Genomic DNA, 23,692 nt, shown 5'->3' with positions numbered 1-23,692 from the left:
GAAGACATGCAAATACCTAACGAGGGGAGCGCGCGGTGAGACCGAGTCCGGCCAGACCGACAAACGCAACGATGAGCGACAGTGCCGACGATGCGTTGTACGCACCGGCCTGTTGCAGGTTGAAGATGACGACGCCAAGGGTCTGCGACCCCGGCGAGAGGAGGAGCACGGAGAGCGTCAATTCACGCACGGCGGTCAGACCAACGAGTACTGCGCCTGAGATCGCAGCGGGAACGGCCATGCGGCAGGAGATATCCCAGAGCGCTCGGAGCCTTGATGCACCAGAGACCCGAGCAGCCTCTTCGGCAGTTGTGGGTGTGGCCGACAGGGGCGCACTTACTGACTGCACGACAAGCGCAAGGAACGACGTGAGGTACGCGCAGAGAATGATCCACGGAGTATCGCGGAGCCCGATGAAGGGCGCGATGACGAGCCATGCAACTGCGATGACCAGACCCGGGATCGCCTGCGGGAGCAGCGCGAGCCCGAGCATCGCAGGGTTTGCGCGAGACCGTGTGCGCGTGACGAGCGTGCCGATTGCGAGTCCAAGGACGCCACAGATGACTGCTGCTGTCACCGCGAGAAACAGCGAGTTCGAGACTCCGGTGAGCGTGCCAGAAGCGCTGAGCGCACGGGCGAAGCTGTCGAGCGTGATGTTCTCAACAGTGAAGGGGACTCCGGGAGCAGGGAGAAGCGCCTGCATCGCGAGCGTGACGAGCGGCAAGACGGTGAGCGCCGCGATCGCAAGCGCCGCAATCACTCCGATAGTTTGGCGCGCGCGACCAAGCGGGAGCAGCGCGGGGGCGGCAGCTTGCACGTCGAGTTCTACCCTCGTCTGCGCGCGCAAAAGATCAACAACCACGCCTAGCAACGCGATAACGAGCAAGACAAACCCGATTGCTGCGACCACAGCGAGCGGGTCTTCGACCGTTCCCGACTGTAGATAGCGGTATACAAGCGTCGAAAGCGTCGTGTACTTGCCAGGCGAGCCAACAAGCGACGGAATACCAAAGTCTGCGAGGTTCGCGACAGCGACGAGTGTGAAAGCTGACAGCATTGCGGGACGCAAGAGCGGCACGGTGACCTCCCACAAGGATCGCATTGCAGATGAGCCCGCGATGCGTGCCGCTTGTTCAAGGTCGGCTGGCACCCGCTTCAATGCTGCAGTCACGATCATCATGGCAATTGGAAAGCTGTGGAGCGTCAGCAGGAAGATCACGCCGTCGCCACCGTAGAGGTTCCAGAGCGGGTGCCCGAAGTGGGCCTCCCACCACCGGTTGAGGCTTGAGCTCGGGCCGAGCAAACTCAACCACGCAATTGCTCCGACGAAGGGTGGTATGAGCATAGGGCTGAGGGCCAACACCCGTAGCGCGCGGCGCCAAGGGAGATCGGTGCGTTCGAGCAGGATTGCGAGGAATGTTCCCACTACAACTGCAAGCGCACCAGACAGGGTGGCTGAGACGAGCGAATTGACCGCAGCCTCAAACACCTTGGATGAGAGCAGCTCGCTCCACCCACCGCCGGTCGCTGCAAGCACAATAATTGCGCAAATCGGCACGATGACGAGCGCCGAGAGCACCAGCCAGAGTGCACCTCGGGTAAACGTGAGTCCGTCTATGCGGCGCACCCCGGCGCGGGGGCGACCCAGGTGGGCCGCCCCCGCTACTCGGAATGTATTACTGGAAGAGGCCATTGAACGTCTGTACGGCGTCAGCCTGGGTAGCGCGGATCATCTCAAGATCGGGCGAAAGGAACGTGATGTCTGCCACCTTCGGTGCACCAGCTGGGCCGGAGACGTCCTCACGGATTGGCAGGTACGACTGCTTGGCAGCAATCTCCTGGCCTTCCTTGCTGATGAGGAAGTCGACGAAGAGCTTCGCAGCCTCAGGCGAGTCAGTGTTTTCAAAGATGCCGACAGGCTGAGTGACGTAGGGAACACCCTCGCTCGGGTAGACAGCCTCGATGGGTGAGCCAGCAGCAGCAAGATCGCGGACGAGCGAGTCAACCACGATACCCACGGGGTTACTTCCGTCAGCGACAGCCTGGGAGACAGGACCGTTGCTGTCAGCAATCAGCGGCTCGTTCTTTGCAAGCGCCTCGAGCCAGGTCTTGCCCAGCTTCTCATTGTCGAGCCACACAGCTGCGTTGTATGCTGCAGCGCCCGAGACATCAGGGTTTGGCATTGCAATCTTGCCTGCGTACTGCGCGTCAGTGAGATCCTGCCACGACGTTGGGGCGTCAGTAATGACATTCGTGTTCACCGCAATGACGGTTGGCAGCATGCGGGTGCCAACGTAGAAGCCTTCGGGATCCAGCATCTCCGGCAAGATGTTTTCGGCCTCGGCCGATTCGTACTGCAGCAACAGATCGCGTGCTGCGTAGTCCTCAAAGGTTGCTGCGTCTGCTGCGAGCAACAGATCCGCACCGATATCGCCTGACTTCTCTTCTGCCGCGATACGTGCCGTGAGGTCGCCAGTGCCTGCGCGGAAGACCTCAACCTCGATCTCCGGGTGCGCGGTGCCGAACGCCGAGACGATCTCATCGATCTTCTCCTGCGGCTCAGAGGTGTACAGCGTGAGGGACGAAGGCTCTGCGTCCTGCTCTGGCTTGGCGTCAGCAGCCGGTGACGAGCAACCCGTCAACGCGATCGTGCCGAGGGTGAGCGCGGCAATCGCGCCAAGTGCATGCTTACGAATCATTTGGTTCTCCTGGATAACAAGAAATGAGAGATATGGGAAAGACAAAAAGACAAGGGTCAGCCTTGAGCAGACGCTCGCGCAGCTGGCGCGCTCGCCGCGGGCGTGAGTGGCTTTCGGAAGAGTGGCTGTGGTTCACACAGGCTGACGGTGGCGACGCTCACATCGTGAGCGGTAAGCCTGACGAGCGAAAACATGGGGGAGTCGTGACCCGCAACGGAATCCGGATCCGCGTCCATGACCTGGTGATACGCAAGGGACGGCCCGACAAACACCGGGATACCGTCGGCCGTGGCACTCAACGGGTGATGAAAATGGCCAGCGAGCACGGCGCGCACGTCACTCCCACGCAGCACGCGAAGCAAGTCATCAGCGTCGCGTAGCCCCTGCTTGCGGAGCGCTGGCAGTGGGGAATCGAGCGGCGCGTGATGGATCGCGACGATCGTGCCACGGCCATGTGGTGTGCGGATCGTCTCTGCAAGCCAGGCAAGCTGCTGCTGCCCGAGACTGCCCGTGTGGGAATCGAGCCGGATGATGCGGAAGTCCTCGATGTATGACACGTCGAAGTGACGGTGTTCGTGCCCCGAGAGTGTGCGGGCGGCAACTGGATCGTCGTGATTCCCCAGCACAGTGAGAACAGGGGCGCCAAGCTGGAGTTCGAGTCGCCGACGTGCAGCCTCAAAGGCGATGTAGGCGCGGGGATTATCGCGTTGCACGAGATCCCCGGTAATAATCACGACCTCGGGAGTGATTCCGGCTTCAACTGCGTACTCACCAACGCTGCACAGGCGTGCGAGGCCATCGACGGCACCGTATAATTCCCCAGACTCAGTCGCATGGACATCACTCAGGTGCAGCACCGTGAAGCGCCCAGTCTCGCGACTCATCGCACTGCACCAATACGAGCGCGAGACCGTAGTTCGTTGAGCGCCTCCTCAGGCGCGCCGTGTGCCAGAAGGTACTCGGTGGCGCCACCGAGCGCATCAAGTTCTGAGAGTGCGATGCTGATTGCCGCCGCAGGGCTGTCGAGATGGAGCCGTTCTGCGGCAGCGCGGTCTTCGCCAGCGATTCCGAGACCGTTGAGTTGGCGAGCGACCAAGTCACTGCGCTGCGGGCGCACGCGATCGCCAGAAAGCTCGTAGTCCGCGATCACTGTCGCGCGGTTTTCACCAGCTGCCAGCCTGGCGAGGGCGACGACCAGACCTGTGCGATCCTTGCCGGCCGCGCAGTGCACCAGACTTGCTCCGGTGGTTGCTGCGAGCTGCGTCACAGCGAGTGCAAGCGCCCGTCCGTTGTCGCGGAGGAGACCGAGGTAGACCGACTCGAGCGTGCCGTCTGACGGTGGTGTCGAGCCATACAGCGGTACCGAGACCACGGGGAACGAATGCCGTCGCTGTGCGTGTTCAGAGGGCTCACGCAGGTCGATGATCTGGGTCACACCAAGTTCACGCAGATGTTGTTCGTCGGCGGCAGTCATGGCGTCGACTGCCGCAGTGCGCACGAGCCAGGGAGCATTCGGATCACCAATGCTGCGTGCGTTGTAGGTTCCCTGCAAGGCGAGCTCGTTCACCAAGTGTGTCTCCTGATCGTCGTGTAATTCGTGTTGCACCGCCGTTTCACATTGGATGAAATGCGTTACAGGAATCACTCTCACTGGTGCATGTGACTGCTGAGTGAATGACGAGGGAACCGGAAATGAAGAGTCGGGGCGAGCTTCGTTTTAGGACTCTGCTGAGTCAGAGAGTGCCGTTGCGACAACGTCAAACATGCCAGTTGCGTTGCCGCCACCTGCGAGATCTGTGTACGCAGTGAGGAGCGCGTGGAGGGCGACGGAATGGTTGACACGCGAAAAGAACGGGTCAACTGCCTGCTGCGCACTGCGCGAACCTGTCGCGATGACGGTATCGGCGAGTTCGGGAATCGGAGCATGCGAATAGCTGCACACCACGATGACGGTTGCGCCTGCCTGCTGTGCAGCGCGCACCGTTGCCAAGGTGTGAGCGTTCGCACCTGAATGCGTCAGTGCAAGACACACATCTTCAGGACCGAGTGTGTGCGCAGTGAACTGTTGCGCGAGGATATCGAGTGGCGACTCAACAGGCCGCCCCACGGTCGCGAAACGCATCGCTGCGTCCTGCAGCGGTGGTGCGGAAAACCCATTCGCCGTAAACATGATTCGTCGAGCACTGAGCAGAGTTTGCGCTGCCCGCAGCACCGTCGAGCGGTCAATCGCTGCGGCGCTCAGGCGCAGGGCTTCTTGCGCTCCAGAGAATGACTGAGTGACAGCATCGAGGTGTGTGCCAGATTCAGATGTCTGTAGGGGAGCGCCTTCGCGTGCGAGTTCAAGGCGCAGATGCTGATAGCCCCGGAACCCCAACCGTTGGCACGCGCGCACTACCGTTGCGGCCGAGGTGCCTGCCGCTGCAGCGAGCTCCTGCGTTGACCAGTCAGGGATATCGGAGCACCGTTCCAGAATGACTCCCGCTACTGCCCCCTCGCTTGGGCCAAGGCTGGGTCTCAGGGCGCGGATCAGCGCAAGCGTCGGCGGAACGATATCGGTGTGCGCGGGAACTCCAGAAGATTGCTGCATGGCAGCAAGGTAAGGAGCAGGCAGGATCCGCGCATCCTCGCGCGCCGTGCGTTGCCTGCTGTTCATGAGCTGGACGCTCATAACGGGAATCGGGGGAACCTTGCACGCCTCTGGCGAACAAATCCCCACACTCCAATATCAGCGCGTAGCCTGGATTTATCGACCGGGAGGCTGCCGCCATGTGTCCCCGGAAACAGGAGGTATTCGATGTTTGAGAGATTCACCGACCGCGCTCGGCGCGTGATCGTCCTCGCCCAAGAAGAGGCGAAGATGCTGAATCACAACTACATCGGCACTGAGCACATTCTGCTCGGCCTCATCCACGAGGGTGAAGGTGTAGCCGCGAAGGCGCTTGAGCAGCTCGACATCTCACTTGATGCCGTGCGTGAGCAGGTGACCGAAATTATCGGCACTGGCCAGCAGCCACCCGCCGGCCACATTCCCTTCACGCCGCGTGCGAAGAAGATGCTTGAGCTGAGCCTCCGTGAGTCGCTCCAGCTCGGTCACAACTACATCGGCACTGAGCACATCCTGCTCGGCCTCATTCGTGAGGGCGAGGGCGTTGCCGCTCAGGTGCTCGTCAAGCTCGGCGCTGATCTGAACCGCGTACGTCAGGCTGTCATTCAGCTGCTTTCTGGCTACCAGGCTGGCAAGGAGAACGCGACCGTTGGCGCGCCTGAACAGCAGGGTGAGACCAAGGGTTCGCAGGTGCTTGACCAGTTCGGTCGCAACCTCACCCAGGCAGCTCGTGACGGCAAGCTTGATCCGGTTATCGGCCGTGAGAAGGAAGTCGAGCGGGTCATGCAGATCCTCTCGCGCCGTTCGAAGAACAACCCTGTCTTGATCGGTGAGCCTGGCGTGGGCAAGACCGCAGTCGTCGAGGGCCTTGCACAGGCAATCGTCAAGGGTGAAGTTCCCGAAACGCTGAAGGACAAGCAGCTCTACGTGCTTGATCTTTCGTCGATGATCGCTGGTAGCCGTTACCGCGGTGACTTCGAGGAACGCTTGAAGAAGGTCACCAAGGAAATCCGCAACCGCGGCGACATCATCATCTTCATCGATGAGATTCACACCCTCGTCGGTGCGGGTGCAGCTGAGGGCGCGATTGACGCTGCGAACATTCTGAAGCCGCTGCTCGCACGTGGTGAGCTCCAGACCATCGGCGCGACCACGCTCGATGAGTACCGCAAGCACTTCGAGAAGGACGCAGCGCTCGAGCGCCGCTTCCAGCCGATTATCGTGAACGAGCCTTCGCTGCCGCACACGATTAACATTCTCAAGGGTCTCCGTGACCGCTACGAGGCGCACCACAAGGTGTCAATCACCGACGGCGCAATCGTTGCAGCGGCAAACCTTGCTGACCGCTACGTGCAGGACCGTTTCCTGCCGGACAAGGCGATCGACCTCATCGATGAGGCAGGCGCGCGCCTGCGTCTCTCGATCCTGTCGAGCCCACCCGAGCTTGTCGAGTTTGACGAGAAGATTGCTGTCGTCCGTGCCGATAAAGAAAAGGCGATCGAGGATCAGGACTTCGAGAAGGCCGCTGGCAAGCGTGACGAAGAGAAGAAGCTGATCGCAGAGCGTCTCCGCATGGAGAAGCAGTGGCGTTCGGGTGACGTTGAGTCTGCTGCTGAGGTCGATGAGGGACTCATCGCCGAGGTGCTCGCACAGGCGACCGGTATTCCCGTCTTCAAGCTCACCGAAGAAGAGACCTCGCGCCTGCGTTTCATGGAAGAGGCACTGCACCAGCGTGTCATCGGCCAGAACGAGGCAATTTCGGCGCTCGCGAAGACGATCCGCCGTCAGCGTGCTGGCCTCAAGGATCCGAAGCGTCCGTCGGGCTCATTCATCTTCGCCGGCCCCACTGGTGTCGGTAAGACTGAGCTTGCGAAGGCACTCGCTGAGTTCCTGTTTGACGATGAAGATGCGCTCATCTCGCTCGACATGTCTGAGTACGGTGAGAAGCACACTGTTTCACGCCTGTTCGGTGCCCCTCCAGGGTTCGTCGGCTTCGAAGAAGGCGGTCAGCTGACCGAAAAGGTACGCCGCAAGCCGTTCTCTGTCGTGCTGTTCGACGAGATCGAGAAGGCACACCCTGACATCTTCAACTCGCTCCTGCAGATCCTTGAAGAGGGTCGCCTGACCGATGGTCAGGGCCGGATCGTCGACTTCAAGAACACCGTCATCATCATGACGACCAACCTCGGCTCGACCGCGATCGCGGGCGGCCCCGTTGGCTTCCAGATCGAGGGTGATGTTCGCCACGGCTACGAGAAGATGAAGGGCAAGGTCAACGAGGAGCTCAAGAAGCACTTCAAGCCCGAGTTCCTTAACCGTGTCGATGACACGATTGTCTTCCCGCAGCTCACGAAGCCAGAGATACTCAAGATTGTCGACCTCTTCGTCAAGCAGCTCAAGGATCGTCTGCTCGATCGCGACATGTACATCGAGATCTCGCAGGCTGCCCGCGAGCGCCTCGCAGACCTTGGGTACGACCCCGCGCTCGGTGCACGTCCGCTGCGCCGCGCAATTCAGCGCGAGATCGAGGATCAGCTCTCCGAGCGCATTCTCGGTTCGGAGCTCGTCGCAGGCGACACCGTTGTGGTTGACATCGAGGAGGAGAGCGGCAAGTTCACCTTCGAGACCAAGAGCCAGAACCCGAAGTCACACGGTGAGTCCTCAGCGTCGGCAGCTGCCGCCGCAGCCTCAACCGCACCCACCCCGGGTGCGACCGACTAAGCAGTCGTAACCGCTCACGGCTAGCTCGCTAGTCGCATGCGAGAGACCGGCATCCATTGGGTGCCGGTCTTTCGCGTTTCTGTGACGAGTTGGGTCGGGAAGCTGCCGACCCGAGCGCGGATCGAAGCAGGTACAGAGACGAGTAGACTCGGGGCATGGAAATTCAGGCATCGGCAGTGACCATTCGCCAGGCGCGCACCCAGGACGTGCGCGCAATGGTGGCACTCATGGAACCGCTGATTGCCCGACGAATCTTGCTCGGCAAGGACCTCGTTGACCTATATGCGGCCGTCCCTGAATTTCTCGTCGCGGTAGATGCAGAAGATCGCGTGATTGGCTACGGCGCAGTACACGTCATGTGGGAACAGCTTGGCGAGGTACGCACGCTTGGTGTCTCTGACGAATGGCTCGGCAAGGGTGTTGGCCACTTGCTGCTCTCTGCCCTGCAAGAGCGTGCACGTGAGCTTGGACTCGAACAGCTGTTCTGTCTCACCTTCGAGACGCGATTCTTTGAGCGTCACGGCTTCTCACCCGTGGAAGAGAACGAGTCGCTCGTCGCAGTAGAGGTGTACGCAGAGCTGTTGCGCTCAACTGACGAAGGTATTGCAGAGTTCTTGGATCTCGCCCGAGTGAAGCCAAACACGCTCGGCAACACGCGAATGATCAAGCGTCTGCTCGAGTAATGGCGGTAGCCTGAGACTATGTCAGGCAACGGAAATCAGACACCACAACAGGCCCCCGGCGAGGGCGGTCTGGGGTCTGCGATCCGCAACCCCGTTGGCAGCCAAGCAAAGAGCGTCTACGTGCGGCGCCGACTTGCGGTGCTCGGAATTCTGGTTGCGATCATCATTGCGATCGTGCTGATTATCGTGCTGCCTGGACGGTCAGCAAAGCCGGATGCTGATGCTTCGGGCGCGCAAAAGGTTGATGTGCCATCAGACATCACCGCACAGGAGCAGGCGAAGCAAGAGTCAGCGAAGAAAGAGGGTGAGCCACGGGAGTGCGCTCAGGCCCGTGTCATGGTGACCTCGCTGGTGAACCATGATTCGTACGATCCAGGCGAACTTCCCGAGCTCTCCCTCTCGGTGGAGAACACCAGCGAGGCCGAGTGCGTGATTGATCTTGGCACAGCTGCGATGTCATTTGAGATATCCAGCGGTGACGACATTGTCTGGCGATCATCTGACTGCCAGACCGATCAGACCAAGCGCCCGATTATTCTTGAGCCTGGCAAGCCACTCGAAACTGAACCTATTGTGTGGGATCGCACCCGCTCAGACCCTGAGACGTGTGACATCACGCGCGACGACGCGTTTGGCGAAGGCTCGACGTATCACCTGCGCACCGCCGTGGTCGGAACGACGAGTAAGGCTTCCGCGCAGTTCTTGCTGTACTAGACACGGCGTGCTCCCCAGGCCGGGCGCAGCCTGGGTCGGCAGGTGCCTGGGTCGGCAGGTGCCCGGGTCGGCAGGTGCCCGGGTCGGCAGGTGCCCGAAAATAGGCCTTGTTTGCGAAGAGGGGCTCTATTTGCGCATGAAAGGTCCCTCTGTGTCAGAAAGGGGCCATTTCGCGGGGGTGCCCGCGTGGTGGCCCAGGAGATTTGCCCGCGATGCGCCCGCGATGCGCCCGCGAGCGGTGGCACCGCACTCACTGCGCGAACGTTTGCTCCTCAAGACGTAGCGCGATCCAGATCTCGGCCCGATCATCTGGGTCGCTGAAGGATCGACCAATGAGCCGCTCGATGCGCTGCATACGGTCACGCAGCGTGTTGCGGTGGATACCGAGGGCGGTCGCCGCCGGGCCACGTTGGCCGTCAGCCTCGAACACTGCACGAAGGGTAACTCTGAGCGTCTCGCGATCCGCATCTGCAAGCACCGTTGCTTCACGAGCGAGCGGGCCGAGCACGCGCGCGGCAAGCTCAGCGCCGGGTGCTTCGTTGCCGCCGAGGGTGCGCATGCCACGCTCGCCGGTGAGCTCACCCGTAACGCGAAGCGTCATGAGGGTCTCAAGTACCGGGGAGGTGCGATCGGCCCAAATCGTCTCGGGCACACGAGGGGCAATGTAGAGCGGCGCCGTGGTCGACAGCGTCGGAAGTTTGGCGAGCGCGGATCGCCGACTGAGCGGTGCATCCGCCGCACCGACCGGCCGACCGAGTACGACGTCGAGCCCGTGCGCGTGGGCGGCAGCAATGGCTGCTTCGAGAGCAGCTGACGTATCAGGCACGAGCTGCCAGGCTTGCGCGATGCCGGGAGCCGAAATGTGAGGCAGTGCCGAAGTGACGAGTCGTTCGAATCCTGAGCGGGCGCGCGAACGCCACTCGACGAGGTCTTCCGCAGCACCCTGCACGGCTACAGCTCGCACTGTTGCTGGCAGCGGGTGCGAGGGGAACAACACCGACAACGCTGCTGGTGCTTGGGAGCCGGTGAGGAGCCCTTCAGTCAGCCTCGCCCACTGCTGGCGTTCGCGCGCTTCTGCCGCGCTACTCCCGCGAATGCCGAGGCCGAGCACGATTGCTCCTGCGGCAATGACTGAGCGGCCCTCGGGTGAGAGGGGTGTGCCACCAGAAATATGGAGCTGGAGTGAGCCTGCGGAGTTGAGTGGCACCTGCTCCATCGCTTGTGGCGATCCAGGCGCCGCGCCATGCGCCGATGCCTGCGCCGCAGCAAAGCCGCCCGTACCAGCGAGCACACTGCCGTCACTGCTCACCACGGCGAGCTGACGACCGGTTGCTTGGGCGATACTCGCGAGTACGGCCGCTGGCTCCTGCTCACTACGAGCGCTGTCAAGCAAGCGCTCCTGAATGCGAAGTGCATTGCGAGTCTCACGCAGCTCATCGGTGCGCAACAGTTCAGCGATTGCCTTGCTGATCGCGATGAAGGGCGTCGGGAGCGCGATCTCAAACAGCGCGACCTGATAGGTGCTTGCGGCTTGTACGAGCTGTGCCGGAACCTGGTCGTGGTTCACGCCGACGCCGAAGCCAATGGCTGCGACCTGCGCGCGACTCAAGCTCGCGACGAAATCACGCCAGCGCGGATCATCGCCGTCAAGTGCGAGGCCCGTCGTCATGATGATCTCACCGCCCTCAAGATACTCCGACAGTGTGAGAAGCTCGGTCACTGAACCCCAAGTGAGCTCGGGGTCGCGACGGCCAGCCTGGATGAGGCGAAGCCCCAGATCGGGAATTGCGAGGAGCTGCGACAGTGTAGCCATGGTGCCATCATTGCACAGTTGATACGGGACAAGATGTGCACTTTGTCGAACTGAGGTGTGCGGATCAAACATAGACTGAGAGCGTGACCGACGACGTACATGCACAGCAGGGGCCGCTCAGCGGCATTCGAGTAGCCGACTTTTCGCGAGTTCTCGCGGGACCGCACGCGACGATGATCCTCGCCGACTTCGGGGCGGATGTCATCAAGATCGAAAGTCCAGAAGGCGACGGTACCCGGCAGTGGAACCCGCCGACCAACGCGATCGGTCAGAGCACCTATTTCGCAGGTGTGAACCGTGGCAAGCGTTCGGTCGTTTGCGATCTGCGCTCGGAAGAAGGCAAAGCACGCGCTGCTGAGCTCGCGCGCACTGCAGACGTCGTTATCGAGAACTTCAAACCAGGCACCATGGCGAAGTTTGGTTTGAGCTACGACGAGGTCGCAGCTGAGAACCCAGGCGTGGTGTACTGCTCGATTTCAGGCTTTGGCGATGCGGAAGGAAAGAACCTTCCGGGTTATGACCTGCTCGTCCAAGCCGTCGGCGGCCTCATGAGCATCACCGGTCGAGCAGACGCCGACGGCGGCGAACCGACAAAGGTTGGCGTTGCGCTCGTCGACATTCTGACCGGCCTCAACTCGGTGATCGGCATTCAGGCGGCCCTTCGCGCTCGCGAGACCCCCGGCACTGAGATGACCGGCCGTGGTCAGCATGTCAAGGTGACCCTGCTCGGTTCATTGCTCTCGGCCCTTGCGAATCAGACGTCTTCAACGCTTGAAACCGGTGTTTCGCCAGGCCGGATGGGGAATGCCCATCCGTCGATCTCGCCCTACGAGACCTTCGCGGCAGCGGACCAGTCGATCGCCCTCGCAGTCGGCACTGACGGCCAGTTCGCCCGGCTGTGCGACGTGCTCGGTATTTCTGAGCTTGCGACCGATCCGCGCTATGCAACGAACGTGGATCGCGTTGCGAACCGTGTGAGCCTACGCGTGGCACTCGAAGAACGATTGCAGACGCGCCCCGCAGCCGAGTGGATCGAGGAGTTCACCGCTGCGGTTATCCCCGCAGGTCGTGTGAACACGATCGCACAGGCCCTGGAACTTGCAGACTCGCTCGGCCTCGAACCCGTCGCCGAGACGCACGCACTGGATGATGAGGGTGTTGAACGGACCCTGCGCTCAGTTGCCACCCCAATCTCGTTCTCTGCAACCCCACCGCGCTACGACACTCCGCCGCCGCGCGTGGGAGAACACCAGGATGCGGAGTGGCTGCCGCGCTAGGCGCCAATTCGCGTACATCTTTCACATCTCATTTGCATTCATTCGGAAGTGAGCCAAAGGAGCATCATGACCACCACGATCGACAAACTGTTTAACGTCTCTGACTTCGTCACCGAAGAAGAGCGCGAGTGGCAGATGAAGGCGCGCGAATTCGCGCAGACCAAGATCAAGCCGATCATCGACCAGGCGTTTGAGGACCGTCGACTTCCTGTCGAGCTCCTGCCAGAGGTTGGCGAGTTCGGCGCGTTCGGCATGTACATGGATGGGTACGGGCTGAAGGGCGCATCTTCGGTCGCGTACGGCCTGGTTGCTATGGAGTTTGAGGCTGTTGACTCAGGGTTCCGTACGGCGCTTTCGGTGCAGGGATCGCTCGCAATGGGCGCGATCTACAAGTTCGGCTCTGAGGAGCAGAAGCAGCGCTGGCTGCCCGCAATGGGCCGCGGCGAAGCAGTCGGCTTCTTCGGTCTCACCGAACCCCAGGGTGGTTCTGACCCCAACACCATGCTCACCACCGCACGCCGTGACGGCGACGAATGGGTACTCAACGGTAAGAAGCGCTGGATCGGCCTTGCAACCATCGCACAGGTCGGCGTCATCTGGGCGAAGGACGAGGAAGGCATCGTGCGCGGGTTCGTCGTGCCGACCGAGACTCCGGGCTTCAAGGCCACCGCGATCGAGAACAAGCTGTCGATGCGCGCCTCGCTGCAGACTGAGATTGAGCTCACCGATGTGCGTCTGCCGCTCGATGCAATTCTCCCCGGTTCGAAGGGGCTGTCGTCACCGTTCAAGTGCCTCAACGAAGCACGCTACGGTATCGCATGGGGCGTCATGGGCGCCGCACGCGCGTGCCTGGAGGTAGCGGTCGAGCGTTCGCAGACCCGACAGGTCTTCGGTGCGCCCATCGGCTCAAAGCAGATCATTCAGGCGCAGCTCGCCGACATGTTCGTGGAGTACGAGAAGGGCATGCTGCTCGCACTGCACCTCGGACGACTGAAGGACGCAGGCAACCTGTCCTACGGCCAGATCTCGGTTGGCAAGCTGAACAACGTGCGTGAGGCGATCAAGATCGCTGGCACCTGCCGCGGAATTCTCGGTGGTGACGGCATCACGAGTGATTTCCCGGTCATGCGCCACATGGCAAACCTTGAGTCGGTTCGCACCTACGAGGGTACTGACGAGGTGCACCAGCTCGTCATCGGTCGTGAACTGACGGGTATCGCCGCGTTCTAAGGTTGCGCTGGCTCGGGCCGGGTTGGCTCGGACTGGGCTGGCTGGAGCGGGACGGGTTGGGCTGGACTGGGTCGCGCTTATGACTGCGGTCGAGCCGGGACCCTGTAACCCGGTGCGACCACGAGACCCGGCAACTCGGCAACTCCGCGACCCCGCGCCCCGGCAACCCCGCGCCCCGGCAACCCCGCGAAACACGGCGTTTCTGACACTGAGGGCACTTTCATGCGCATGAAAGTGCCCTCAGTGCATGAAAAGGTCGTTTTCGCGGGGGCGGGGGCACTTTCGCGCGGTGCGTGAGGTGCGCGCGGTGATGCGGGGCTTAACTTACCGAACGAGGGGTGCCCGCAGCCGCCTCACCTACCGAAGTGTGGGGAACAGCGCGTCGCGCGGAATAACCTTGCCGTCTGGCTCAGTTCGCATCCACTCGGGGTACACCACACTGAAGTTTGCCCGGAGGTCATCACGTGTGAATGATGCGTCACCGAGCCAATAGCCGATCGCTGTTGCGAGCGCGCTAGAGAGTACCCACGCAACCATGTCAATGTCGATGTCAGCTGGAGTTGTTGGCCAGTTGCGTCGCATCTCAAGATGCCGCAGCAACGACTCGTACACGTGCTTGGTGAGCGCTTCTCGAACCGTGCCGTCAAGCGGGTCTTCAAAGCCGAGGCGATACAGCTCTTCGTTGTCTTCGACGTGGTCGACGAGGTGCGCGAAGCCCTCCCACATTTCGAGAATGCGGGGTGTTGACTCATCTGCGAAGGCGTTGCGGTCATCGCGGCCGCTATCGGTTTCTGCGAGCATGCCGCTGATGACATCGGCGAGCGTCTCTGACGGGGTCGCGTAGTGCTTGTAGAAGGTCACCCGGTTAATTCCGGCTTCAGATGCCAGTTCAGAAACGGTGACGGTACTGATTGGTTTTGCACTGGCGAGATTGATCACGGCCCGGTGAAGGGCAGCTCGAGTTCTCACCACGCGCGCATCAGTCATGGGTTTAAGGGTATCCCAGAACGAGACGAAAATTTTCTTGCTGAGCGGGGAAGAATCTGAATCGTGACAACTTTTTCAGGCGTTGAGTCGTGGATACACAACAAGGAGCTTGGTTGCGAGTTGGCAACCAAGCTCCTTGTGCGACGAATAACGCCACGTAAAGTAGTGAAACTACTTTGCGACACCCGGGTGGGTCATCGAGAGCAGATCAAGCGCCTTGTCGAGATCAGCCTCAGTGACCTCGCCACGCTCGACGTAGCCGAGATCGATCACTGCGTCGCGCACGGTGATGCCCTTGGCAACTGAGTGCTTCGCGATCTTCGCAGCTGCCTCGTAACCGATGAGGCGGTTCAGCGGGGTAACCGTCGAGGGGCTCATACCAGCGAGTGCTGCAGCGCGCTCGAGGTTTGCCTCAAGACCCTTGATGGTCTTGTCTGCGAGAACCACCGAAGCGTTCGAGAGCAGGCGGATCGACTCGAGAAGTGCGGTGCCCATAACGGGGATCTGAACGTTGAGCTCGAAGGTGCCTGATGCGCCAGCGAACGCAATTGCAGCGTCGTTGCCGATAACGCGCGAGCAGACCATGAGGACTGCCTCGGGGATAACGGGGTTGACCTTGCCTGGCATGATCGAGGAGCCGGGCTGGAGATCTGGGATGTGGATCTCGCCGAGGCCAGTGTTGGGGCCCGAGCTCATCCAGCGGAGATCGTTGTTGATCTTCACGAGCGAGACAGCGATCGTGCGGAGCGCGCCCGAAGCCTCGACGAGGCCATCGCGGTTTGCCTGTGCCTCAAAGTGGTTGCGTGCCTCGGTGATGGGCAGGCCGCTCGATGCAGCGATCTCAGCAATGACCTTCTCGGGGAAGCCGAGGGGAGTGTTGATGCCGGTGCCGACTGCGGTGCCGCCCTGGGGGACCTCAGCTACGCGGGGGAGTGCAGCCTCGACGCGCTCGATGCCGTAACGGATCTGAGCAGCGTAGCCGCCGAAGACCTGGCCGAAGGTGACAGGGGTCGCGTCCATGAGGTGGGTGCGGCCTGGCTTGACTGCGGTCTTCCACAGTTCTGCCTTCTCTTCGAGCGCCTCAGCGAGGTGCACGAGTGAGGGCTTGAGCTGCTCGATGAGCGCGCCAGTCACAGCAATGTGAACCGAGGTGGGGAAGACGTCGTTCGACGACTGCGAAGCATTGACGTGGTCGTTCGGGTGAACGGTATCGCCACGGTGCTTGGTTGCGAGGTTCGCGAGAACCTCGTTCATGTTCATGTTCGAGGAAGTGCCCGAACCCGTCTGGTAGGTGTCCACCGGGAACATATCGTGGTGTGCACCACCAATGATCTCGTCTGCCGCTGCGACGATCGCGTTTGCGATGTCAGCGGGGAGGATATCGAGCTCCTGGTTTGCGATCGCTGCGGCGCGCTTGATGCGTGCGAGGGCGACGATCTGTGCGGGCTCAAGACCCGAGCCAGAAATCGGGAAGTTCTCAACTGCGCGCTGGGTCTGCGCCGAGTAGAGCGCATTCTTCGGAACGCGCACTTCACCCATGGTGTCGTGCTCGATACGGTATTCGATCTGTTCGGTCACTGTCATCCTTTGTTTGACGAGATGAAAGAAGGGAATTACAAAGTTTCTGAAGTTGACTGGATCACTGGCGATGCTGCCGGTTAGCCAATCAGGTCGCTGGTCTCGATGCTGAGGCGGCCAACAGCAGTGTATGGCACCGCACGGCCTTCGAGAAGGCGGTACTGGCAGCCAACAACGGCGACCTCACCGCGGTCTACTGCCGCGCTGATGGTCGGCGAGTTACGGAGCAGCTCGTTCACGGTCGACTGCAGATGAAGGCGGCCAACAGTGTTCGCGTCGATTTCTTCGGTGACAACGTAAGGCGACTCGTGGTGATCACGGTGCCACAGCGCCTGCACGGCTGGCTGGATCGGTGCGAGCGTATTCCGCACGGCAGGAGTCACATCACCCGGGGTGCGTGTGGTCTGATCGATTGCCGCTGCCACTGCGCCACATGAGTCGTGAGCGAGGACCACGATGAGTGCAGCACCCAGGTGCTGAACCGCATATTCCATCGAAGCGGTGATCGACTCCGCCACCACGTGCCCCATATTGCGTGCGATGAACATGTCGCCGAGGCCGCAGTCGAAAATGATCTCTGCGGCGAGACGCGAGTCTGAGCAACCGAAGAGAGCGACGTCGGGTGACTGCTGATTCACCAGCTCAGAGCGGCGCTCAACGTTCTGGTTGGGATGGTTTGAAGTACCACCAACGAATCGTTCGTTGCCTGCGATGAAGGTGTCCCAGGCTTCTTGCGGGGTGACGCGAGGTGCGGTCATGCGGCTTCCTTTGCGGTTGTTTCGGCGGATCCGCCCGTCGCCTGGTCGCTAGATACCGCAAGGGAATCCATGACCTGGGTGGCGAGCACGCGAATGGTGCCAGCATTGTCGGTGCCGGAGACGATGACCGCGTCGTTGCCGACAGCGCCTGAGAGTGCAAAGCGAATGTTGCTCTTGTCTGTTGCCCGGTTGGGGTAGTCGTAGAGCGTCCAGTCGGTTCCCGCGAGGGATTCCTGACCGGTGGGTTCGAGCGCCTCAAGTACCTCAGCGTTCAGGTACGTTTCAACGCCGGGAACCTCAAGTACTGGTTCACCGTCTTCGGTGAACAGCTGGGTGACCGAGGCGTATGCCTGGTCTGCCGTGGTGAAGTGTATGCGCCACACGTAGAAGCCATCTTCGTGCTTGAGGGTCGCGGACTTTGCCATCCAACCCTCATCAACGGCAGGCACAGCAAGGTCGACATTGAGTCCAGCGCCTGACTGCTCAGCGATTTCGGCAACGTTGACCGAGCGCTGGTCGAAGTCGCCAGTGCTCTGCGGCATCATGAAATAGATGACGAGCATAAGGCCGAAGCTCACGAGCAACGAGAAGACCAGGTTGTTCACGGTCTTGCGGCTCTTGTAGAGCCTGCTGTTCTCTGCCTTGCGGGCTGCTGTTTCGGAAGCGGTCTCGGGCCTGCCGAGCTCTGCAACGATCGCAGGAGCCTTGGTCTTCTTCGCCATCGTTAGTTGCCGGCCTCCGTCGGTGCAGCTGAATTTCGTGCGGCCTCGAGGCGCTGGCGCGCGCCAAGGAGCCATTCCTCGCAGCGCTGCGCGAGCTGTTCGCCGCGTTCCCAGAGCTGGAGTGAGTCTTCGAGGGTAATGCCACCCTGCTCAAGCTTGCTGACTACCTGAATGAGTTCGTCACGAGCCTGCTCGTAGCTGAGCGTGCTCGTCTCGCTTGTGGCAGCGGGCCCCATGTCTGACATGCCTGCAAGCTTACTCGCATCCGCTGGGGATTCACATGCGAGCGCGGATCCCTGCAAGCAGGATCTCGATCCCCGCCTCGTATGCAGGCCATGCGCTCTCCGCGAGGTCCTCCGCAGGGTTGTTCGCGCGACGTGGGAGGCTCGGCTGTGCGCGCACAATGAGGAACCCCGTTGCGAATGCGTCTGCGGTGTCCAGGATGATCCGCGCCCGCTCTTCTGTGAACCCGAGGGTAGCGAGATGCGTGACGATGCTGTCGAGGTGTTCGGTGACGTGATCTGCGTCAGCTGGAGCGAGCGCAAGAAGCGCGAATGAGCGGGGGAATGTGAGCGCGAGGTTGAAGTATGCGCGCAGGACCGCGGTGGTGACTGTCTCCCAGTCGCCTCCGGCTGACTGAATGACAGCGGGGATGTTCAGCTCTGCGATCAGGCGTGCAACGACGCCAGCGATGAGATCGTCCCGGTTTTTGACGTGCGTGTAGAGCGACATGACGGCACAGTCAAGTTCGGCGGCGACGGCTCGCATGGTGAGTCGATCCGCGCCTTCTGCCTCAATGCGTGAAATCGCGGTGGTGACGATGACGTCGCGGGTGAGCGTGCCGCGCGCACTGGTGGGCCGCTGCGTTGGGGCTTGACTGTTTGCCATGCCTGTAGGTTAATAGACACACCACGTTCCGTACAATGTACGGATTGCAATGACGCATCACGAACGGAAGTCAACATGGAACTGCACCACATGTCAGCCTCTGAAGCGGTCAGCCGCTTTGCACGTCGCGAACTGTCGCCTGTCGAGCTGCTCGACGCGGTGGTCGCGCGCGGTGAGGTCACAGAGCCAGCGGTGAACGCGATCACGGAATCGTTCCTGGAGGAGGCATATACGGCCGCGCGAACATCCGAGGCTCGATATGCCGCGGGCACCGCCCGCCCACTTGAAGGTGTGCCGACGATCATTAAGGAGGAGCAGCCGATTGCTGGGCGCACGGCAGAGGAAGGTTCGCTCCTGGAAAAGGGGCAGATTTCTGACATCACTCACCCGATTGTCGAGCGCATCTTCGAAGCTGGCGCAGTCGTGCACGGGCGAGCGTCGACGCCAGAGTTCTGTTGTGCGCCGGTCACCCACACCAAGCTTTGGGGAGTCACGCGCAACCCGTTCAATCTCGAGATGAGCCCAGGTGGGTCCTCTGGCGGATCAGGCGCGGTGCTCGCCGCGGGCTCGACCACGCTTGCGACCGGTTCTGATATCGGTGGATCGATCCGCATCCCCTCCGCGTACTGTGGTGTCGTCGGATTCAAGCCGCCGTTCGCCAGGGTGCCAGGGCTCGCACCGTTTAACAGTGATACCTATTGCGCAGACGGGCCAATGGGACGGAGCGTCGCCGATGTCGCGATGCTGCAGAATGTCATCTCTGGCTCATGGCGTGGGGACGCTGCGTCGTTGCCAAAGATGACGGTCTCTGCTGAAGTGCAGTCACTCACCGGCATGCGAATCGCGTTGAGCTACACGCTTGGTGGCTACGAGGTGGAGGCTGACGTGATTGCGAACACGCAGCGTTTTGCTGAGGCGCTGCGTGCAGCTGGCGCAACTGTTGTCGAGGTTGACCTGCCGTGGGGGCCGAAGCGGGTGAAAGAAGTTGCGTGGGCGCACTTTGGCGCGATCATGGGTTCGTTCATCGATAGTGTGGGAAATGATTCCCCTGAGCGCGTTGAATTGCTGATGCCGTACACCCGTGCGTTCGCGGAGTCTGCAAAGACCGGCGGTGATTATGTTGAGGGGCTTATCGCCGAGTCGGCATTCTACGAGCCGTTCGGGGAGCTGCTTGAGGAATTTGATGCGCTTATCTGCCCGACAACTGCCAATACTGGCTTCGCGGCGGATGAACCTTGCACTGACTCAGAGCGTGTGTTTGGTCAGCTCATGACCTTGCCGTTCAATATCGTCGGTCGTGCTCCCGTGCTCGCGGTGCCGTCTGGCAAAGCAGCGAACGGTGTGCCGACGGGCGTGCAGATTGTTGGCCGCACGTTTGATGACCAGACGGTCTTCAAAATTGGTGCTGCAGCTGAATCGGAGCTCGCACTGTGGACCGCCGCTGATTGGTGGCCGTCAGTGAACGAGCGTCCGTAGCTTGTCGAGCGGGTCGGTGCGTTGTTGCGTGCCGGCCCGCTCGGTGTTTCGCTCGGCGACGTCCGTTTCGCGCAGGAGAAATGGCACAGGATATGCTTACCCCCGGCATAGCGTGCCGTTTGTTGCTGGTGAAAGCTTGCACAGTGGCCGCACACTGGGCTCATTCATCAGGAGGAATGCAGTTGGAACCCACGCTCAACCGGAGGCTCGGCGTCGCCGGAATCGTGTTTATGGTGATCGCCGCTGCGGCGCCCATCACGGTCGTCGCCGCGAACTTCCCGATCATCATTCTGAGCTCGAGTTCCATTGGCGTTCCGTCGATGGTGCTTGCGGCAACCATCATCCTGCTGCTCTTTGCTGTTGGATATACCTGGATGACGCCGCGAGTGCCTGACGCTGGCGCGTTTTACTCGTATGTTGACCGTGGTCTCGGGCGTCGCGCGGGCCTCGGCACCGCGGCAATTGCGCTGGTGTGCTACGTCCTGCTGACAGTGTCGATGACCTGTTACCTCGGGGTGCAGGCGGGCAACCTCATCAACCTCTGGCTTGGTGTGACGCCGCCGTGGTGGCTCATTTCAGGCATCATGATTGCCATCGTTGCGTTCCTGGGATACCGGGATATTGAGCTTTCGGCAAAGGTGCTCGGAGTTGTCCTTGTGCTCGAAGTCATTGCCGTCGTTGCAATTGATCTCGGCGTGCTGTTCTCAGGCGATGAGTTGTCGCTGAAGCCGCTCTTCCCGAGCGAGGCGCTTGTTGGTGCACCAGGCCTCGGCCTGCTCTTTGCGTTCCTCGGCTTCTTTGGCTTCGAGGCGACCGCAGTCTTCCGGAATGAGGCAAAGGATCCTGAGCGCACGGTTCCGCGAGCAACGTACATCGCGGTCATCACGATTGGCGTGCTCTACTTCATCTCTTCTTGGCTCGTTATCTCGGGTCTTGGCGTCGACACTGCGGTTGCTGATTCCAATGCCGCTCCTGACAGCATCGTGATCGCTCTCGCTGGCAACGTGGTTGCTCCCATTTTTGCTGACATTGTGCAGGTGCTCGTCGTGACGAGCATGTTTGCGTGCATGCTGTCGTTCCATAACATCGTCACGCGTTACCTCTTCACGCTTGGTCAGCGTGGGGTGCTGCCGAAACGTCTGTCAGACGTGCACCCGAAGCACCTTGCACCTTCGAGCGCGTCGCTGTGGGTGACCATTATCACCGCGGTTGTCGTGCTCGTGTCGGCGCTCGCCCAGCTCGACCCGGTGACTCAGATCTATACCTGGTACTCGGGTGCGGGTGCGGTCGGTGTGATCTTTATGATGGCACTCACCAGTATCGCCGTACTCGCCTTTGGTCGCTCGCGTTCGACTGGCTCAAGCGACGGACGCCCGCCTGCTGGTGTCGTTGTGGCGGCGGTATTGGGTGGTCTTGGCCTGCTCGGCGTGCTCGCCATTTCAGTCTCGAACTTCCCAGTGCTCGTTGGCGGCACCGTGGAGTCGTTCATTTGGGGCGGTGTGCTTGTCGCCGTGTTTATTGGTGGCATGTTCCTGCCTGGACGTACCTCGGTTGAGCAGGCGGCGCTGGTGGAAGCGCGTGCTGCGCACGCAGAGCCAAGCGACATCGAGGCCTAACCTGAGCGACCTGGAAGCGAGGAGCCCCAAGCTTGGGGTGATCCGCGTCCCGGTTGCTGTTGCCTGTCAGCGCGTGTAGCAGTTTGTCACACGACTTCGCCGAACGCTTGTGGTTCGTGATACTTGAGCTATGACACAGGCAAACGTTACCGGGGCACACCTCGTAGGCAGCATCAACTTCGACACCGCTGAAGAGACCATGCGCACTGCGGCGGCTCACCTTGGTGACCACCTGAAGCGCATCCCAGACGGTGAGGTTGGGGAGCGCTTCCACTGGATTGCCTTCCAGCCTGGGCGCCTCGCGCAGACGGAAGGCCTCGAGCAGATCGGTGATCAGCCGATTCTGCTGCGTACGCTCGACCTGCGCCCGATTCGTATTGCGGAGGGCGTCGAGGCGGCAGACCTGAAGATTGCAAACCTCGGTTATGCCGATGCGGCACTTGAGTCGTACGCGGTGTTTGCACGTCTCCAGGAGGAAGGCGTGATTCCAGCGGGCACCCGCTTCCAGGTGTCACTCCCGACTCCACTCGCAACGCTCGCGAGCTTTGTGCGGGAGGAGGACCGGGCGGATCTCGAGCCGGTGTACGAGGCAGCCCTTGCGGCCGAACTTGAACAGATCCTTGCTGAGATTCCCCATGGCAAGCTTGCGGTGCAGTGGGACGCGGCACTTGAATTCGCGATTCTCGAACAGACCGCATACGCGGAGCGCGGCGGAAAACGCTACGAGTGGTTCGATGATGTCTGGACCGGCACGAGCGAGCGACTCGCACGCCAGCTCGACCGCATTCCCGCAGACGTCGAAGCAGGCGTGCATCTTTGCTATGGCGACGTAGCTGAGAAGCACTTCGTTGAGCCCCGGGACGCTGCACATCTCACCAAGTTTGCGAACCTCGTTGCGGCAGCCACGAAGCGTGACATCAACTGGGTGCACTTACCCGTACCCATCGAGCGTGACGATGCAGAGTTCTTTGCCCCACTCGCAGGGCTCGACCTTGCGCCGTCGACTGAGCTCTACCTCGGTCTCGTGCACCGTGAGGACGGTGCAGCAGGTGCTGCGCGTCGGCTTGAGGCAGCACACCAGCACGTCACCCGCGACTTCGGCGTCGCGACCGAGTGCGGCTTCGGCCGTTCACCAGAAGGCACGACGGTTCCACTGTTCGAGGCACACCGCGCGGTCGCAGCGGCCTGGTAGCGCCGTCACAGTATCGAGACGTGGGCGTTCACGTCGGCGGTGGCTGACCTGCCGAGTGCTTTGTCGAGGAGTGCTATGCGTGAGTGGCGGTAAAGTCTGGTTCCGGTCTAGTGTGCTTGCCGCAGGCGTGCGATGAAATCAGCGACCTGGTCTTCGAGGATCTGAGCTCCGACTTGTTCGGGGCTGACGGCACGCACGACGGCAGCGCCGATGTTCAGCAAGATGACTTCGAGGACGATTTGCTCGTCAGGTTTCGCGGTAATGATGTCACCGTCGTCGCGCCCTTCGCGCAGGTACTCAAGGTAGCTTGTCTGCCACGCCCTGAGGTGCTGACCGTAACCCTGCTGAATCTCGGTGCTGAAGGCGCAACGTTCCCAGAACGAGAGCAGCACACGTGCGGTCGTCGACTCGTCGTCGTGGGTGAGGGTGTAACGCATTGCCGTTTCAAGCGCATCGATGCCGCGTTTGCCAAGCACCTGAGTGGCAAGACGCTTCTCCAAGCTACTGAGTGAACGCGCGTATGCGCCCTCGATGATTGCGTCTTTGCCCGAGAAATAGTGTTTGAGTGCGCCGTTGGCGAAGCCTGCCCTGGTGGCGATTTCGCGCATCGTTGCGGCTTCGATACCGCCCTCAACGATGAGCTGCGATGCTACCTCGATGATTTCTTCGCGGCGCTTATCGTGGTCGACGATCTTGGGCATTCGTCCTCGCAGTTTCAAAGGTCAAGTGTCGG

21 protein-coding genes are annotated in these 23,692 nt (G+C 61.2%); 8 read left to right on the top strand and 13 right to left on the bottom strand.

What is annotated here, in order from left to right; all coding sequences use genetic code 11:
• Positions 1–16: 16 nt before the first annotated feature.
• The 5 genes from FW756_RS01765 to FW756_RS01745 form a co-directional block, all read right to left on the bottom strand.
• A complete protein-coding gene (locus FW756_RS01765) occupies positions 17–1,693 on the bottom strand; it encodes an ABC transporter permease (protein ID WP_446428462.1) in 1,677 nt (558 codons plus the stop codon).
• Positions 1,677–2,699: an ABC transporter substrate-binding protein gene (locus FW756_RS01760; protein ID WP_446428461.1), complete on the bottom strand. Its 1,023-nt coding sequence runs from the start codon at positions 2,697–2,699 to the stop codon at positions 1,677–1,679. The genes FW756_RS01765 and FW756_RS01760 overlap by 17 nt, the downstream gene beginning before the upstream one ends.
• Before the next feature lie 56 nt (positions 2,700–2,755).
• Positions 2,756–3,583, bottom strand: a complete 828-nt coding sequence (locus FW756_RS01755) for a metallophosphoesterase family protein (protein ID WP_446428460.1) — start codon at positions 3,581–3,583, stop codon at positions 2,756–2,758.
• Positions 3,580–4,266, bottom strand: coding sequence for a tyrosine-protein phosphatase (locus FW756_RS01750; protein ID WP_446428459.1), 687 nt, complete (start codon positions 4,264–4,266; stop codon positions 3,580–3,582). The genes FW756_RS01755 and FW756_RS01750 overlap by 4 nt, the downstream gene beginning before the upstream one ends.
• A 150-nt stretch (positions 4,267–4,416) precedes the next feature.
• A complete protein-coding gene (locus FW756_RS01745) occupies positions 4,417–5,352 on the bottom strand; it encodes a MurR/RpiR family transcriptional regulator (RefSeq protein ID WP_446428458.1) in 936 nt (311 codons plus the stop codon).
• Between the two features lie 141 nt (positions 5,353–5,493).
• Here FW756_RS01745 and FW756_RS01740 point away from each other — a divergent pair, with 141 nt between their 5' ends.
• The 3 genes from FW756_RS01740 (at position 5,494) to FW756_RS01730 (ending at position 9,422) form a co-directional block, all read left to right on the top strand.
• Positions 5,494–8,025 (top strand): ATP-dependent Clp protease ATP-binding subunit, encoded by a 2,532-nt coding sequence (locus FW756_RS01740; RefSeq protein WP_446428457.1) that lies wholly within the window; start codon positions 5,494–5,496, stop codon positions 8,023–8,025.
• Between the two features lie 155 nt (positions 8,026–8,180).
• Positions 8,181–8,708 carry an amino-acid N-acetyltransferase gene (locus FW756_RS01735; protein WP_446428456.1) on the top strand — a complete coding sequence of 176 codons (528 nt, stop codon included), beginning with the start codon at positions 8,181–8,183 and terminating at the stop codon, positions 8,706–8,708.
• Between the two features lie 18 nt (positions 8,709–8,726).
• On the top strand, positions 8,727–9,422 hold the full coding sequence (locus FW756_RS01730) for a hypothetical protein (RefSeq protein WP_446428455.1): 696 nt from the start codon (positions 8,727–8,729) through the stop codon (positions 9,420–9,422).
• Positions 9,423–9,672: 250 nt separating this feature from the next.
• On the opposite strand, the gene FW756_RS01725 is transcribed toward FW756_RS01730, so the two are convergent.
• The gene (locus FW756_RS01725; protein WP_446428454.1) at positions 9,673–11,235 is read right to left on the bottom strand and encodes a PucR family transcriptional regulator; all 1,563 of its coding nucleotides are present in this window, start codon (positions 11,233–11,235) and stop codon (positions 9,673–9,675) included.
• Between the two features lie 83 nt (positions 11,236–11,318).
• Here FW756_RS01725 and FW756_RS01720 point away from each other — a divergent pair, with 83 nt between their 5' ends.
• Complete coding sequence (locus FW756_RS01720) at positions 11,319–12,512, top strand: CaiB/BaiF CoA transferase family protein (RefSeq protein WP_446428453.1); 1,194 nt, start codon at positions 11,319–11,321, stop codon at positions 12,510–12,512.
• A 66-nt stretch (positions 12,513–12,578) separates the two neighbouring features.
• Positions 12,579–13,742, top strand: a complete 1,164-nt coding sequence (locus tag FW756_RS01715; protein WP_446428452.1) for an acyl-CoA dehydrogenase family protein — start codon at positions 12,579–12,581, stop codon at positions 13,740–13,742.
• Between the two features lie 357 nt (positions 13,743–14,099).
• Here FW756_RS01715 and FW756_RS01710 read toward each other — a convergent pair whose 3' ends face one another.
• From FW756_RS01710 to FW756_RS01685, 6 genes are all read right to left on the bottom strand, one after another.
• Positions 14,100–14,729, bottom strand: coding sequence for a TetR/AcrR family transcriptional regulator (locus FW756_RS01710; RefSeq protein WP_446428451.1), 630 nt, complete (start codon positions 14,727–14,729; stop codon positions 14,100–14,102).
• A gap of 171 nt (positions 14,730–14,900) precedes the next feature.
• Positions 14,901–16,307, bottom strand: a complete 1,407-nt coding sequence (locus tag FW756_RS01705; RefSeq protein WP_446428450.1) for a class II fumarate hydratase — start codon at positions 16,305–16,307, stop codon at positions 14,901–14,903.
• Between the two features lie 80 nt (positions 16,308–16,387).
• The gene (locus FW756_RS01700; RefSeq protein WP_446428449.1) at positions 16,388–17,065 is read right to left on the bottom strand and encodes a carbonic anhydrase; all 678 of its coding nucleotides are present in this window, start codon (positions 17,063–17,065) and stop codon (positions 16,388–16,390) included.
• Complete coding sequence (locus FW756_RS01695) at positions 17,062–17,787, bottom strand: DUF4245 family protein (RefSeq protein ID WP_446428448.1); 726 nt, start codon at positions 17,785–17,787, stop codon at positions 17,062–17,064. Before FW756_RS01695 ends, FW756_RS01700 begins: the two co-directional genes overlap by 4 nt.
• Before the next feature lie 2 nt (positions 17,788–17,789).
• Complete coding sequence (locus FW756_RS01690) at positions 17,790–18,032, bottom strand: exodeoxyribonuclease VII small subunit (protein ID WP_446428447.1); 243 nt, start codon at positions 18,030–18,032, stop codon at positions 17,790–17,792.
• Positions 18,033–18,063: 31 nt separating this feature from the next.
• Complete coding sequence (locus tag FW756_RS01685) at positions 18,064–18,675, bottom strand: TetR/AcrR family transcriptional regulator (protein ID WP_446428446.1); 612 nt, start codon at positions 18,673–18,675, stop codon at positions 18,064–18,066.
• Between the two features lie 75 nt (positions 18,676–18,750).
• Here FW756_RS01685 and FW756_RS01680 point away from each other — a divergent pair, with 75 nt between their 5' ends.
• The 3 genes from FW756_RS01680 to FW756_RS01670 all read left to right on the top strand — a co-directional run bounded on the left by FW756_RS01680 (position 18,751) and on the right by FW756_RS01670 (position 22,959).
• On the top strand, positions 18,751–20,151 hold the full coding sequence (locus FW756_RS01680) for an amidase (RefSeq protein WP_446428445.1): 1,401 nt from the start codon (positions 18,751–18,753) through the stop codon (positions 20,149–20,151).
• A gap of 176 nt (positions 20,152–20,327) precedes the next feature.
• Positions 20,328–21,767, top strand: coding sequence for an APC family permease (locus FW756_RS01675; RefSeq protein ID WP_446428444.1), 1,440 nt, complete (start codon positions 20,328–20,330; stop codon positions 21,765–21,767).
• 130 nt (positions 21,768–21,897) lie between these two features.
• Complete coding sequence (locus tag FW756_RS01670) at positions 21,898–22,959, top strand: hypothetical protein (protein WP_446428443.1); 1,062 nt, start codon at positions 21,898–21,900, stop codon at positions 22,957–22,959.
• Between the two features lie 107 nt (positions 22,960–23,066).
• Here the strand turns inward: FW756_RS01670 and FW756_RS01665 are convergent, their stop codons facing one another.
• Positions 23,067–23,660, bottom strand: coding sequence for a TetR/AcrR family transcriptional regulator (locus FW756_RS01665; RefSeq protein ID WP_446428442.1), 594 nt, complete (start codon positions 23,658–23,660; stop codon positions 23,067–23,069).
• Between the last annotated feature and the right edge of the window lie 32 nt (positions 23,661–23,692).

This window comes from Leucobacter sp. 1207-22 (assembly GCF_052850455.1).
Note: the sequence above shows the minus strand (reverse complement) of the source record. Positions and strands in the feature narration are given on the sequence as shown.

What these genes read in the sequence shown, in the direction of transcription:
- FW756_RS01755 (WP_446428460.1), bottom strand. Translation starts at nt 3,583, where the DNA reads ATGAGTCGCGAGACTGGGCGCTTCACGGTGCTGCACCTGAGTGATGTC.
- FW756_RS01680 (WP_446428445.1), top strand. Translation starts at nt 18,751, where the DNA reads ATGGAACTGCACCACATGTCAGCCTCTGAAGCGGTCAGCCGCTTTGCA.
- FW756_RS01665 (WP_446428442.1), bottom strand. Translation starts at nt 23,660, where the DNA reads ATGCCCAAGATCGTCGACCACGATAAGCGCCGCGAAGAAATCATCGAG.
- FW756_RS01760 (WP_446428461.1), bottom strand. Translation starts at nt 2,699, where the DNA reads ATGATTCGTAAGCATGCACTTGGCGCGATTGCCGCGCTCACCCTCGGC.
- FW756_RS01690 (WP_446428447.1), bottom strand. Translation starts at nt 18,032, where the DNA reads ATGTCAGACATGGGGCCCGCTGCCACAAGCGAGACGAGCACGCTCAGC.
- FW756_RS01730 (WP_446428455.1), top strand. Translation starts at nt 8,727, where the DNA reads ATGTCAGGCAACGGAAATCAGACACCACAACAGGCCCCCGGCGAGGGC.
- FW756_RS01745 (WP_446428458.1), bottom strand. Translation starts at nt 5,352, where the DNA reads ATGAACAGCAGGCAACGCACGGCGCGCGAGGATGCGCGGATCCTGCCT.
- FW756_RS01715 (WP_446428452.1), top strand. Translation starts at nt 12,579, where the DNA reads ATGACCACCACGATCGACAAACTGTTTAACGTCTCTGACTTCGTCACC.
- FW756_RS01710 (WP_446428451.1), bottom strand. Translation starts at nt 14,729, where the DNA reads ATGACTGATGCGCGCGTGGTGAGAACTCGAGCTGCCCTTCACCGGGCC.
- FW756_RS01695 (WP_446428448.1), bottom strand. Translation starts at nt 17,787, where the DNA reads ATGGCGAAGAAGACCAAGGCTCCTGCGATCGTTGCAGAGCTCGGCAGG.
- FW756_RS01685 (WP_446428446.1), bottom strand. Translation starts at nt 18,675, where the DNA reads ATGGCAAACAGTCAAGCCCCAACGCAGCGGCCCACCAGTGCGCGCGGC.
- FW756_RS01740 (WP_446428457.1), top strand. Translation starts at nt 5,494, where the DNA reads ATGTTTGAGAGATTCACCGACCGCGCTCGGCGCGTGATCGTCCTCGCC.
- FW756_RS01670 (WP_446428443.1), top strand. Translation starts at nt 21,898, where the DNA reads ATGACACAGGCAAACGTTACCGGGGCACACCTCGTAGGCAGCATCAAC.
- FW756_RS01675 (WP_446428444.1), top strand. Translation starts at nt 20,328, where the DNA reads ATGCAGTTGGAACCCACGCTCAACCGGAGGCTCGGCGTCGCCGGAATC.
- FW756_RS01725 (WP_446428454.1), bottom strand. Translation starts at nt 11,235, where the DNA reads ATGGCTACACTGTCGCAGCTCCTCGCAATTCCCGATCTGGGGCTTCGC.
- FW756_RS01765 (WP_446428462.1), bottom strand. Translation starts at nt 1,693, where the DNA reads ATGGCCTCTTCCAGTAATACATTCCGAGTAGCGGGGGCGGCCCACCTG.
- FW756_RS01735 (WP_446428456.1), top strand. Translation starts at nt 8,181, where the DNA reads ATGGAAATTCAGGCATCGGCAGTGACCATTCGCCAGGCGCGCACCCAG.
- FW756_RS01700 (WP_446428449.1), bottom strand. Translation starts at nt 17,065, where the DNA reads ATGACCGCACCTCGCGTCACCCCGCAAGAAGCCTGGGACACCTTCATC.